Source organism: Arsenophonus sp. aPb (genome assembly GCF_029873475.1).
Lineage (GTDB): Bacteria > Pseudomonadota > Gammaproteobacteria > Enterobacterales > Enterobacteriaceae > Arsenophonus.
Genome location: NZ_CP123499.1, coordinates 651,892 through 664,498, shown reverse-complemented (window position 1 = coordinate 664,498; position 12,607 = coordinate 651,892). Strand labels below are relative to the sequence as shown.

Annotated in this window: 12 protein-coding genes and 3 pseudogenes; 6 read left to right on the top strand and 9 right to left on the bottom strand. The window is 38.5% G+C overall.

Annotation, left to right across the window (positions count from 1 at the left end; genetic code table 11):
• Positions 1-68: 68 nt before the first annotated feature.
• Complete coding sequence (locus tag QE177_RS02865; protein WP_280551239.1) at positions 69-476, bottom strand: hypothetical protein; 408 nt, start codon at positions 474-476, stop codon at positions 69-71.
• Positions 477-723: 247 nt separating this feature from the next.
• Here QE177_RS02865 and aac(6') point away from each other — a divergent pair, with 247 nt between their 5' ends.
• On the top strand, positions 724-1,170 hold the full coding sequence (gene aac(6'), locus QE177_RS02860) for an aminoglycoside 6'-N-acetyltransferase (protein WP_280551238.1): 447 nt from the start codon (positions 724-726) through the stop codon (positions 1,168-1,170).
• A gap of 136 nt (positions 1,171-1,306) precedes the next feature.
• On the opposite strand, the gene QE177_RS02855 is transcribed toward aac(6'), so the two are convergent.
• Positions 1,307-1,429, bottom strand: a complete 123-nt coding sequence (locus QE177_RS02855) for a hypothetical protein (protein WP_280551237.1) — start codon at positions 1,427-1,429, stop codon at positions 1,307-1,309.
• Between the two features lie 383 nt (positions 1,430-1,812).
• Here QE177_RS02855 and mutS point away from each other — a divergent pair, with 383 nt between their 5' ends.
• From mutS to miaE, 5 genes and pseudogenes are all read left to right on the top strand, one after another.
• Positions 1,813-4,374, top strand: coding sequence for a DNA mismatch repair protein MutS (gene mutS / locus QE177_RS02850; RefSeq protein WP_280551236.1), 2,562 nt, complete (start codon positions 1,813-1,815; stop codon positions 4,372-4,374).
• A gap of 70 nt (positions 4,375-4,444) precedes the next feature.
• Positions 4,445-4,528 (top strand): annotated as a pseudogene (locus tag QE177_RS15700) (tRNA-(ms[2]io[6]A)-hydroxylase); the annotation flags it as partial.
• On the top strand, positions 4,529-4,732 hold the full coding sequence (locus QE177_RS02845; RefSeq protein WP_348519920.1) for a hypothetical protein: 204 nt from the start codon (positions 4,529-4,531) through the stop codon (positions 4,730-4,732).
• 13 nt (positions 4,733-4,745) lie between these two features.
• Positions 4,746-5,388, top strand: a pseudogene (locus tag QE177_RS02840) (IS6 family transposase).
• 57 nt (positions 5,389-5,445) lie between these two features.
• A pseudogene (gene miaE / locus QE177_RS02835) lies at positions 5,446-5,744 on the top strand (tRNA isopentenyl-2-thiomethyl-A-37 hydroxylase MiaE); the annotation flags it as partial.
• 61 nt (positions 5,745-5,805) lie between these two features.
• Here the strand turns inward: miaE and rpoS are convergent.
• The 7 genes from rpoS to ispD form a co-directional block, all read right to left on the bottom strand.
• The gene (gene rpoS, locus QE177_RS02830; protein WP_280551235.1) at positions 5,806-6,795 is read right to left on the bottom strand and encodes an RNA polymerase sigma factor RpoS; all 990 of its coding nucleotides are present in this window, start codon (positions 6,793-6,795) and stop codon (positions 5,806-5,808) included.
• Positions 6,796-6,849: 54 nt separating this feature from the next.
• Entirely contained in the window at positions 6,850-7,905 is a 1,056-nt protein-coding gene (nlpD, locus tag QE177_RS02825; RefSeq protein ID WP_280551234.1) for a murein hydrolase activator NlpD, read from the bottom strand.
• A gap of 154 nt (positions 7,906-8,059) precedes the next feature.
• A complete protein-coding gene (locus QE177_RS02820) occupies positions 8,060-8,686 on the bottom strand; it encodes a protein-L-isoaspartate(D-aspartate) O-methyltransferase (protein WP_280551233.1) in 627 nt (208 codons plus the stop codon).
• Positions 8,680-9,441 carry a 5'/3'-nucleotidase SurE gene (gene surE, locus QE177_RS02815; protein ID WP_280551232.1) on the bottom strand — a complete coding sequence of 254 codons (762 nt, stop codon included), beginning with the start codon at positions 9,439-9,441 and terminating at the stop codon, positions 8,680-8,682. Before surE ends, QE177_RS02820 begins: the two co-directional genes overlap by 7 nt.
• Before the next feature lie 825 nt (positions 9,442-10,266).
• Positions 10,267-11,316 (bottom strand): tRNA pseudouridine(13) synthase TruD, encoded by a 1,050-nt coding sequence (truD, locus tag QE177_RS02810; RefSeq protein ID WP_280551231.1) that lies wholly within the window; start codon positions 11,314-11,316, stop codon positions 10,267-10,269.
• Positions 11,282-11,794, bottom strand: a complete 513-nt coding sequence (gene ispF, locus QE177_RS02805; RefSeq protein ID WP_280551230.1) for a 2-C-methyl-D-erythritol 2,4-cyclodiphosphate synthase — start codon at positions 11,792-11,794, stop codon at positions 11,282-11,284. Before ispF ends, truD begins: the two co-directional genes overlap by 35 nt.
• 23 nt (positions 11,795-11,817) lie before the next feature.
• On the bottom strand, positions 11,818-12,546 hold the full coding sequence (gene ispD / locus QE177_RS02800) for a 2-C-methyl-D-erythritol 4-phosphate cytidylyltransferase (RefSeq protein WP_280551229.1): 729 nt from the start codon (positions 12,544-12,546) through the stop codon (positions 11,818-11,820).
• Positions 12,547-12,607: the final 61 nt, after the last annotated feature.

Below are 12,607 nucleotides of genomic sequence, written 5' to 3'. Positions count from 1 at the left end.
CAGTTCTACCAAAATAAAATAAGCCCACTAGCGGGCTTAAATTATCATTTTATAGCTAATAGCTGTAATTATATGTCCGATAAAGTAGCATTAATGGTTTTCGGATGAAGTGTATACATACCACCATTAAATGGATCGACAATTAACCAACCTATTAATCCACCAAAGAATAGATTACCAGCAACATACCACCCATTAGCACTCGCTTTTAACGGTAAGGTAACCGGTTTTAATCCTTCCTTGGTCAAAGTAATTTCATAACTCTTTTTACCAAAATAACTACCCTCAGATTTTTCTAATGTAATTCCCTGAGGCGTTCTTCCTTGAGCAATGATTGTGCCCTTTTCATCTTTGACAGAAAATTCAGCACCAGACGGATTGCTATCAATCTGTATGCGCTGAGTTTTATCACCCACTATCGTTGCACAACCACTCATCATTCCCATTGTAATTAAAGCTAAAACTAACTTTTTCATTATCATCCCTGTCATAATTAATGTTAAATAATTTTAACTAAAACAAGATGTAAAATAAATATGCGGTTATTCTTTTTATAAATCGAATAAAACCGATTTATTGAGTAAAATGGCACGATTAAATGATATTGTTATCGAATAAAGAGCAAATATAGCCGTTTAAAATTTGTCGTAACCAATTATTTAATGTTATTTCTTATATAGCTAAAAAGATAATGGTGCCGCTGCTGAGAAAATAGGAAATGCTATGTCAATAATGATCCGTAAGATGGAGAAAACCGATCGCATGGTTTGGGTAGCTATGCGGGTGCAGCTGTGGGACAAACATGCCCGCGCTAGCCATCTTAATGACATAGATAACATATTGAGTAACAAGCAGAATGCAGCATATATTGCTCTGTTGGCTAATCATCAGGCGGTCGGTTTTGCCGAAATATCCCTACGTGAATATGCCAATGGTTGTAGCAAACAACCGGTTCCATTTTTGGAGGGTATCTGGGTGAAGCCTGAATATCGTCAACAAGGTATTGCTCAGGCGTTGATCAGTCAAATAACCGCCGATCTAATTGCAGAGGGCTTTGATGAACTCTGTTCCGATGCCGAAATTGGCAATACACTATCCTATGAAGCGCATCAAAATTGGGGCTTTGATGAAATAGAACGCGTTATCTGTTTTCGCAAAAAACTTATCTAATCTAATTGCTATAACATTCTGTCAGGCGGCCTTTGCCTAATTCATCCGTCATAACAATCAGAAAACTGCCATCGAGAAGGTTGTTTGAGCGCAACTTGAACTATTATCTAGTGTGCTAACATAAGCAGAACTTAATTTAACTCGCTGCCACTGCCCTTAAGCCAATTGCATAACAAATTGTTTTTACTTTCGCTATCTTAACAACAGCTTGAGCAAAGAGTAGATTCTGACCATTAATAATTTCATTTATTGGCGTCATTTTTTTCCGTCAGCCTAGAGAATAATTTTGGGGCTGTGTTATCTCATGATTGAGTACTCATCCAGTGAGACATGTAACTTAATAAATCGTTACCGCTGTTTTTTCCTCTCCACTCGCAATTTAGTCAATAAATCTGCTATAGATCCTATATTGGAGCTAATTTTTCCAGCACTATTTTTCAACCCTGTGACTTCTGGTTATTGCTTATCCATAGTATAGTAAAGCAAATTTTTCATCAGTAGGTAGATTTAGCTAGCAAGCTGCCAATGCATTTTTAAAATTCATTCCTTATACAGAAAATTGTTTAGAATTTAATTAAAATAGCATTAAGCAAGCAAATCTTACCGGCAACAATACAACTCAAAGAGTTAAAAATAAAAACTATGACTAATCGCCAAAACTTCGCTTCCCATACCCCAATGATGCAGCAGTATTTGCGGCTTAAGGCACAACATGCTGATATTTTGTTATTTTATCGGATGGGTGATTTTTATGAGTTATTCTTTGATGATGCCAAGAAAGCTGCACAATTACTCGATATTTCATTAACTAAGCGTGGACAATCGGCCGGGCAACCGATTCCGATGGCTGGTGTACCTCATCATGCCGTAGAGAGCTATTTAGCCAAATTAGTTCAGTTAGGCGAGTCGGTGGCTATCTGTGAACAAATCGGTGATCCCGCTACCAGCAAAGGCCCGGTCGAACGTAAAGTTGTTCGCATCGTAACGCCAGGAACCGTTACTGATGAAGCATTACTACAAGAGCGTCAAGACAATCTATTAGCCGCGATTTGGCAACAAGATCATCGTTATGGCTATGCCACTTTAGATATTACTTCTGGCCGTTTTATTATTAGTGAAATGGCTGATATCAATACTATTAGCGCTGAATTACAACGAACCCGCCCGGCAGAACTACTCTATCCAGAGAATTTTGCAAATGTTGAGCTATTTGAAAATAATAAAGGATTACGTCGTCGTCCGTTGTGGGAGTTCGAATTAGATACCGCCAAACAACAATTGAATCTGCAATTTGGTACACAAGATCTAATGGGTTTTGGCGTTGAAAAAGCAACATTAGCATTGCGAGCAGCCGGTTGTTTGCTGCAATATGTCAAAGATACTCAGCGTACGGCGTTACCCCATATTCGTAGCATCACTATGGAGCAGCAAAAAGAGACCATTATTCTTGATGCAGCGACGCGTCGTAATCTTGAATTAACGCAAAATTTATCGGGTGGTAATGAGAATACGGTGGCGGCCATACTGGATCAGTGTGTTACACCTATGGGTAGCCGTATGCTAAAACGTTGGCTACACACTCCATTGCGCAATCTAGATAGCTTATTAAATCGCCAACAGGCAATAGCAGGATTGCAAGCATATCATTTTGAATTACAACCTTTTCTACGCCAAATCGGTGACTTAGAACGGATACTTGCCCGTTTAGCACTCCGTTCAGCGCGACCTCGAGATCTAGTTCGTATGCGTCACGCTTTCCAACAATTTGCCGATATTCACGCGATATTAGATAAGATAGAATTTACCTATCTAAAAAACTTGCAGTTACGTGTTAGTTCCTTTGCATCGCTGCAAACCCTGTTAGAAGAAGCCATTGTTGAAACACCCCCTGTGTTAGTGCGAGATGGGGGCGTGATTGCTGCCGGATATCATAGCGAACTGGATGAATGGCGTGCTCTGGCCGATGGTGCCAGTGATTATTTAGAAAAACTCGAATTGCGGGAAAAAGAGAAATTAGGCATCGATAGTCTAAAAGTCGGTTTTAATGCGGTACATGGCTATTATCTGCAAGTCAGTCGCGGACAGAGTCATCGGGTACCTATCCATTATGTTCGTCGCCAAACTCTAAAAAATGCCGAACGCTATATTATCCCTGAGCTGAAAGAATATGAAGACAAGGTGTTAACATCTAAAAGTAAAGCATTAGCGATTGAGAAAAAACTTTATGAAGAACTATTTGATCTGTTACTACCCCATCTGTCAGCGTTACAAACTAGCGCCGAAGCTTTAGCTGAATTAGATGTACTCAATAATTTGGCAGAACGCGCCGAGACTTTAGACTATCGTTGCCCAATATTGACTGAGAAACCTGGTATAGAAATTGTTGCTGGACGCCATCCAGTTGTTGAACAGGTTCTGAGTGAGCCATTTATTTCTAATCCATTGGATCTGTCGCCACAACGTCGGTTGTTGATTATTACCGGCCCTAATATGGGCGGTAAAAGTACTTATATGCGTCAAGCAGCATTAATTACCTTGCTCGCTTATATAGGTAGCTTTGTGCCAGCCGAAAAAGCGATTATTGGCCCGATTGATCGGATCTTTACGCGGGTTGGTGCGTCTGATGATCTTGCTGCCGGTCGGTCAACTTTTATGGTGGAAATGATAGAAACCGCTAATATCCTGCATAATGCGACTGAACAAAGTCTAGTATTGATGGATGAAATTGGTCGCGGTACTTCAACCTATGATGGTCTTTCACTTGCCTGGGCCTGTGCGGAAAATCTGGTTAGTCAAATTAAAGCTATGACGCTATTTGCTACACATTATTTTGAATTAACCAATTTGGCAGACAAACAGGAAGGGGCGGTTAATATCCATCTGGATGCGATAGAGCATGACGACACTATCGCTTTTATGCATAACGTGCAAGAAGGTGCTGCCAGTAAAAGCTATGGTTTAGCCGTGGCTTCATTGGCTGGTGTTCCCGCTAAGGTTATTCAACGAGCAAAACAGAAATTAATCGAGCTAGAAATGCTCTCAACACTGCCAGCGAATAAATCTATTGATAATTCACAACTAGCAAAAGTAGTGGAAAAAACCATTTCACCAGCCATTAAGACATTGGAAGAGTTAAATCCTGACGCATTGACACCTCGTCAGGCGCTAGAATTGATTTATCGGTTAAAAGAGATGGTGAAATAGTTATGTTATATGATGCAAAATTACTTGACCCAATTAACCATTTTTTAGCCTGTGAAACGTCACAGCATGGATAGGCAAAGCAAGTCAGCCTGAAAACTTAGCCATTATTTTATGCGAGCAGCTGTTATGTGAACTAAAAGCTGCACAAAGTGCTATGCTGCTGTTGCGAAAATATGCCGTTGATGAACAGAGCAGTGATACATTATTAGAATGGTTACAACCTTTCGAAGATTCTGCTGATAAGAAAATTGGCAATATTGATACGCTAAAAGGAGAAATCGATACTGTTGCAATGATCAGAGCGCTGATAATCTTTCCTAACGACTTAATCAATGCTCCCCAATATGAATGTTTTTAAAGACTGACACTTTATCCATGACATCATCCTTTGGGCGGTACACTGATACTGCAAATATGGCATCAGTTATCGCCAACTTTAAGTGTCGATCCCACTACCCTTTATCGTTGGGTTTAACACTACGCCCTGAGATAGAAAAACCACTGCATTGGTACTGACATAATTCCTCCCGTTTCACTCCATGGTATATCGATGAAGCCTAGGTGAGGATTAATGGTCACTGACCCTGTCTGTTCCGGGCTGTCAATAACAGGGTTCACACCATTGATTTTACTCTTTCATCACACCCTAATACCAAAGCGGCATATTGGTTTCTAGATAAAATGCTTAATAAAGTGAAAAAGTAGCAGCTTTCCCAATTTATCAATATGGACAAAGCGCCTGCAAATGGTTGTGCTCTGGCATTCCTGAAGCAGGTGGGAAAATTCCCGCCAGATGTTGAGTACTGACAGATAAAGCACAGAAACAAGGTGATCGAATGCGATCATGTCAAGCTGAAATATAACAATGCCACTTTAGGCTTCAAATCGATGCAGACTGCTGACACGATGATATAAGGAATTAAAGCGATCAGGGCGCCGCATAGAGGTCAAGCAGCACCCTTTTACTATGGCCATCCCTTAAATGAGGTACATCTGGTGAACAGACTTTTTTAAATGTAATTCTCTGTTATTACACAGAAGCGCTGTCCCTATCCATGTTTGCAACAGTGCTATATTTGTCATCATAAACCTAATACATTAATTGATAAACTAATCATTAGCTCTTATATCGAAGCGCGCTCTTGCGAGCGTTTTGCTAAACTTGCCCCCATCTCGAAACACCCTTAGCTAAATTCTATATTTCACTACTCAGATCAGAATTTCGCCACTATCAAGATTATTTAGTTTTAGCGCAAGCTATTTCTAGTGAAAACATTCAGCAAAGGATCCAATATTTTGCTAACATCGAGGCTGAATTAATCCAAACGCCGGATAGCGATTTTAAATTTTATAGCGGCGTGCCCGCCTGATGACAAACAAAAAGGTGGGTTTTCCTCCCACCTTAATAATATTAGCGATATTGAAAAGATATTAGGTCTTAAATAAAGATTCCATACTAAGGCCTTGATTATGCAAAATATCTTTCAATCGGCGCAAACCTTCAACCTGTATCTGACGAACACGCTCTCTAGTAAGGCCAATCTCTCGCCCCACTTCTTCTAACGTTTCCGATTCATAGCCTAATAAACCAAAGCGTCGCGCTAATACTTCACGCTGTTTTGCATTAAGTTCAAACAACCATTTAACAATACTCTCTTTCATATTGTTAGCCTGGATAGTTCCTTCTGGCCCTGAATCGTTATCATCAGATAACACATCAAGTAACGCTTTATCTGAATCACCGCCAATTGGCGTATCAACAGAAGAAATCCGCTCATTTAGTCGTAACATCCGACTAACATCATCTACCGGTTTGTCTAAGCGTTCTGCAATTTCTTCGGCACTTGGCTCATGATCAAGTTTCTGAGCCAATTCTCTTGCAATACGCAAATAAACATTTAACTCTTTAACGATATGAATCGGTAAGCGGATAGTTCGCGTCTGATTCATAATTGCTCGTTCAATAGTTTGGCGGATCCACCATGTTGCATAAGTTGAAAAACGAAATCCTTTTTCCGGATCAAATTTTTCAACCGCCCGAATTAATCCAAGATTGCCTTCTTCAATTAAATCCAGTAGGGCAAGACCACGATTACTATAGCGACGAGAAATTTTTACAACCAAACGTAAATTACTCTCAATCATACGCTGACGTGATGCTGCATCTCCACGTAAAGCGCGCCTTGCATAAAATACTTCTTCTTCCGCTGTCAGAAGAGGTGAATATCCAATCTCACCAAGATAAAGCTGAGTTGCATCTAGAACACGTTGATTAATATTTTGAAATAAATCTAAATCATCATCTTGCTCTAGATTTAAGTCCTCTTCTTTTAGCAAGCTTTCATCGAAAGCTTCCGCATCCATGCTAGTTTCGTCTAAATCGTCATATAACTCGTTAACTTTTAGCGAATTTTGGCTCATCAGTCACTCCTACCCTTGATAATGCAGACAGCATTGACAAGCAATCTGTCCAAGTTATCGCTGCGAAAGATAACGCAACGGGTTTACTGATTTTCCCTTGTAACGAATTTCAAAATGTAATCTTACCGAACTTGTACCGCTGCTACCCATAGTGGCAATCTTTTGCCCTGCCTGAACCTCCTGTTGATCACGAACTAATATAGTATCATTGTGAGCATAGGCACTCAGATAGTCATCGTTATGTTTTATTATTATAAGATTTCCATATCCACGTAATGCATTTCCAGAATAAACCACTTTTCCTGCTGTAGTTGCAAAAACAGGCTGACCACGCGATCCAGCAATATCAACGCCTTTATTTCCGCCTTGTACATCAGAGAAAACTTCAATCACTTTCCCTTCGGCCGGCCAGCGCCACTTACCTACTGTATTCACTACGCTATTACTATTTAAGCCCGAAGATGCTGTTGTCGCAGGCGGCGTAGAAGGTGTTAATGGCTTGGTTGCTCTCGGTAACATCTTACCTGAATTTTGCTCACTGACAGATGAAGCATACGCATTAGTTGGCTGAGAATCAACATTTGTATTCGGAGTACGATTAGCAACCACTATTTCTGAATCGGTAGAACTATTATCAATATTAAGTACTTGTCCAACATTTAAACTATAAGGTTCTGTAATTTTATTACGTTGCGCTAGATCACGATAATCATTGCCTGTTATCCAAGCAATATAAAACAGGGTATCACCTCTTTTAACAGTGTAAGTGTTACCACTATAGCTTCCTTTTTGGATATTATCATAATTTCGGTTATAAATTATTCGACCATCGGTATTAGTCTTAGGTGCTGGCATCACTGGCTGATATATCGGCTGATTTATACTACTATTTTGATTGGTAACAGAAATATTTTTAGGAGAAGAGGGTATTGGCGTACTTTTGGATGAAGTATTGACAGCAGGATAAGTATTAGTCGGGCGGCTACTATCATGGACACTACTAATTGGTGCTGCTGGATGATATGGTGTCGAGCACCCTATTAACATTGTGCCTGTTATTATACTGATAGTTGCCCAGCGAATCGCAAATTTTGGGCTGTTAAAATTCATACTTCTTCTCCCATGAAGACAAATCTTGAATAAAAATCGATGATGTAAGTCATAATCGACAATTTATTGCGCTAGCTAAATAATAAATTATTATGTTTATTAAAGCAGAGATTAGTAAAACCTTAAATTATCTATCGCTAAAATATTACCTATTTCATGCCAAACTTCCAGGGATTAAAGGAACAAATCGCACGGGTTCTACCGTTGTAGCGTGAAAATCATTACCCTGGCGTTTAATTACTTTTAACATCTGTTTTTTCTCACCGACAGGTAATACCATTCGGCCACCGTCTTTCAACTGTTCAAGCAACACGAGAGGGAGTTCTGCTGGCGCCGCTGTGACAATGATCCCATCAAAAGGCCCCTTAGAAGCCCATCCCAGCCAACCATCGCCATGACGTGTTGAAATATTATGTAGATCAAGTTGTTTTAATCTACGTTTAGCATTCCATTGTAATCCCTTGATACGTTCTACCGAAAAAACCCGCGCGACAAGATGCGCTAAAATGGCGGTTTGATAACCCGAACCGGTACCAATTTCTAATACATGGTCGGTGGAAGAAAGCGCAAGTAATTCCGTCATACGAGCAACAATATAAGGTTGCGAAATGGTCTGAGAAAAACCTATAGGTAAAGGAATATTTTCATAAGCTTTATGTGAAAGTGCTTCATCGACAAAACGCTCACGAGGAACTTTTGCAATAGCTGCCAATAGCGCTTCATCTTGAATCCCTTGATGGCGTAGTTGTGTCAATAAATCTCTCATTGACCGTTTTAGCATTCCTCACTTGCCTCTGCTTTTAGTAACCAATCTTTAACAACTTGCTGATCCTTATAAGCGGTTAAGTCCACTTGTAACGGTGTGATAGAAACATATCCCGCTGCTACTGCAGCAAAATCAGTATCTGGGCCCGCATCACATATTTCTCCAACAGGCCCTAACCAATACACCATATCTCCCCTTGGATCTTCAGATGAGTAAACTTTCTGAGCAGCATGACGACTACCACACCGTGTCACTTTGTAACCTTTAATTTCCGCCATAGGAATATCAGGAACATTAATATTAAGAATATTACCAGCTTTTAATGGCGTTTTTTGTAATAATTTTAATAAATGACAAGTTACCTCTGCCGCTGTTTGGAAATGTGTATCGCCATTTAATGAGACCGCAAGTGCCGGTAATCCAAGATGACGACCTTCTGTCGCTGCTGCAACGGTACCAGAATAAATAACATCATCACCCAAGTTAGGTCCATGATTAATACCCGAAACGACGATTTCAGGAGAGGGGCGAATAAGCTGATTAACGCCTAAATAAACACAATCCGTTGGTGTTCCTTGTACTGAGATATCTCCATTGGCTAACTTGGCTATTCGTAATGGTTTATGAAGTGTTAATGCATTTGATGCTCCACTTCGATTTCTATCAGGTGCAACAACCTGAACGAAATAATATTTACGTAACGCAGTTGCCAGCGTTTGGATGCCAGTTGCTGTTACACCATCATCATTACTTAGCAATATCCTTAGCATTATTGTATCCCGTTGATTTATATTGAACGATATATTAAGAACCAGGCTATTTTATCCAACTATTATCATCTATGAGAAAAAAAGATTATGGGTTGAAAATAGCGTCAATAATAGATTACAGCAAGAATATCATTAAGTAACAATAAAAACACATCAAATTATGATAGAAAATGAAGGTCTAATATGAGCGTAAGTGAGTGTAATAAAATAACAATATAATTTTGTTTCTTTTAACAAATGACTGAAAAATAATAAAATATCTAATTACAATTTTTGTTTTTAAATAACATCAACAAGAGAAGCCAAAATAATATCCAGTCAATATCCTATCCTAACCAAATATCTAACTAGCAATACAGCAATCAATAAAAATTTATAATAAATATTAAAAAAGTATAAAGGATGGTTGATTAAATACTATCAACAAGACCAGTCGATAATGGACAAAATAAGTAAATTAACTTTTATAAAAACAGGAATACCACTGTCCTAGCTATTAACCGCTAATTTTTTTATTAAACTTATTGTTGATTAAATTTTAATATTTTCACTTGCTTTTAATGCCTATTGTTTAAATTTAATCACCTATTTATAGTCAATTTTGTTTTAGCTTCAGTTAATTACAACATTGACTAATTAAGCGTTGTAAACAAGTGGTAACATCTAACTGATAATGTCAAAATAAAATTTTTACCTTAATGCTGCTTATTGCAAAAAATGTAATATCTTTAAAAAACAAACTGTTAATATAATTATTAAATTACAAATTTTATTATATAAATATAATAAGAATTATCATCGACAAAATTAATTTTTAATCGAATACTATTCGTCAATATCAATAATATTTTTAGTCGATTGATTGATTAATTCTCTTATTACACTGGTGGCAAAACTACCCTTAGGTAATGAAAAAGACAGTTTTAGGGATTGCTTTTCTAACCATTCCCAATACATATTTTGTGGAACAACGACGATCGCTCGCCGGATCAAATTTGTTCGTTCAGCTTGCAGTAATGGCAATAAAACAGAAAAATGGGTTAAACATCGTTGTTCAAACAGTTTTGCTACTGATTGAGTTCCTAATTCTTTTTCACCATAAAGCGGAGCAGTGATTTGGATTGCACCAGCCTGCAATCTCTCTTGTAATTGAGGTAATTCTTCACTCTTAGCAACAAACCAACTGCCACTACCGGTTAATTGCATAACATCACCGTCCATTATCTGACGTATTTTATTATTGAGTATACGTTCGCTGACGATAAAATTAAATATAACACTCCGAACAGCAGAGAGATAAAAACTACGCTTGTTTCGCTGCTTAACTTCAATTTCACCTTTTGCCCAACGCTCAGCTTGCACGAGATTATTACCCGATCGACCAAAACGCTGTTCACCAAAATAGTTAGCTACGCCCAATGTTCTGATTTGTTGCAAACGTGTTTCCACCGCTTGCTGATCACTAATTTGTCGAATGGTTAGCTCAAAATCATTGCCTTTTAATGAACCGATACGTAATTTACGTTTTTGTCGTTTCGCTAGCAAAATTTCACATCCTGCTAGTGAAAACTGATTAATATCGGGATCTTCCTTACCTGGCAAATGAAGACAAAACCACTGTTCAGTCACTGCTTGCCGATCTTTTAATCCAGCATAACTGACACTACGTGGAGAAATACCAACAAAACGCGCCAGCTGTTCGGCTACAAATTGGGTATTACAACCCTTCTTTCTAACATAAACCATGAGGTGCTCACCCTCACCTTCAGGCAAAAATCCGAGATTTTCACGCACAATAAAATCTTCAGCGGTTAATTTTATTGCTCCGCTTGCTACTGGTTTACCATGCAGCCACTGAAGTGCTGTCACCGTCATGACTATTATCCTTTACTAATAAAGCCACCGCTTCACAAGCAATGCCTTCTTTTCTACCAATAAATCCAAGTTTTTCCGTCGTGGTGGCTTTAACATTGACATCATCAATATGGCAACCAAGATCATCTGCTATATTTTTGCGCATATCAGCAATATATGGCAGCATTTTAGGTGCTTGAGCAATAATTGTGATATCTAGATTACTTATACAATATCCTTTTTTTAACACCTGCGAATACGCCTCGCGTAACAAACTGCGGCTATCTGCATCTTTAAAAGCGGGACTGGTATCAGGAAAGTGTTTACCGATATCGCCTAATGCTGCTGCTCCAAGAATAGCATCTGTTAATGCATGTAAGACGACATCGCCATCGGAATGCGCGATTAATCCTTGTTCATAGGGAATTTTCACTCCACAAATTGTAATTGGGCCATCTCCACCAAATTTATGCACATCAAATCCATGTCCAATCCGCATGAACGATACTCCTAACAATAGTCTTATAAAACGCGAGAAAGGTAAAACTCTGCTAACATCAAATCTTCTGGTTGAGTAACCTTCAAATTATCAACTCTACCTTCCAGCAATTGAGGATGGTAACCGCAATATTCAAGCGCAGAAGCCTCATCGGTAATTACTGCTTTTTGCGCTAATGCTTGAGTCAAACAGTTTTTTATTAACGCTAAAGGAAAAAATTGTGGCGTCAGCGCATGCCAAAGTTCACTTCGTTCAACAGTATGACTAATATCTATTTTTCCTTGAATTGAACGTTTCATTGTATCTCTTACTGGCGCAGCTAAAATACCACCATAAGAAGATTGCTGACTATCAATAAAATGAATAATACTATCTAAATCAGCTTGATGTAAGCAAGGTCGAGCTGCATCATGAACTAAAACCCAACAAGGATCTAGCTGTAAATTGTCTGATAAATAATTCAGCCCAGCCAAAACTGAATCAGCCCTTTGACAACCCCCAGTAACAGTTTTAATTTTTGGATTTTTTGCAATAGCTAATTGATGAAAAAAAATATCATCTTTATTCAACGAAACAATAATTTGGGAAATTCTTGTCTGCTTAAGTAAGGCAGATATACTATGCTCAATAATTGTTTTCCCCGCTACTTTCAAATATTGCTTGGCACAATCAGCTTTCATGCGACTGCCAATACCAGCGGCAGGTATTAAAGCAGCAATCTGCATTTTATGATTTGATATGAATTTATTCATTGTTCTAGACTGTTTTTTTATGAATCACTACTTTTTCGTCATAATATTTTTAAATATTTTT